Source organism: Gordonia sp. i37 (assembly GCF_002043085.1).
In the GTDB taxonomy this organism is placed as follows: domain Bacteria; phylum Actinomycetota; class Actinomycetes; order Mycobacteriales; family Mycobacteriaceae; genus Gordonia; species Gordonia polyisoprenivorans.
In genome coordinates this window covers 1-512 of the sequence record NZ_MVPX01000562.1, presented here as the reverse complement: position 1 = coordinate 512, position 512 = coordinate 1, and the positions used below count along the sequence as shown (strand labels likewise).

General features: G+C 62.9%; 1 protein-coding gene. It reads left to right on the top strand.

Annotated features, from left to right (window positions below; all coding sequences use genetic code 11):
• Positions 1-72: 72 nt before the first annotated feature.
• A partial coding sequence (locus tag B1964_RS27840; protein WP_366664301.1) for a helix-turn-helix domain-containing protein occupies positions 73-512 on the top strand: 440 nt, incomplete at its 3' end.

Here is a 512-nt window from a genome sequence, read left to right as displayed (position 1 = left end):
TGTGACGTGTAAGGGCTCGGGACATGCTTGACGTCGTGTCGTCGGGACATCGTTGACGTCTCACGCTTGTCGGTGGTCGCAGTCAGAGTGTGGGGGGTGTCCTTCTCTGCTGAGACTGAATCCGATGCTGAGATCGCTGCACGGGTGCGTGTGGAGGTCAGGTTCCGTGCGGTCACCGAAGTCGCCGACGGTGCTCCGGTCATCGAGGTCGCTAACCGTTACGGTGTCTCTCGCCAAACGGTCACGGCGTGGCGCAAGCGCTATGCCGCATCAGGTCTGGGCGGTTTATCGGATCGATCTCGCCGACCGCGTACTAGCCCGAACCAGATCTCTCCACAAGTGGAGGCGACGATCTGCGAAATGCGACGCACCCACCGGCGGTGGGGTGCCCGGCGCATCGTCTACGAACTCGGACGCCTCGACCCTTATGCGCCCGCGCCCGCGCGGGCCACGGTGCACCGCGTGCTGGTACGCAACGGATTGGTCAATCCTCAAGAGCAGCTACATAAACG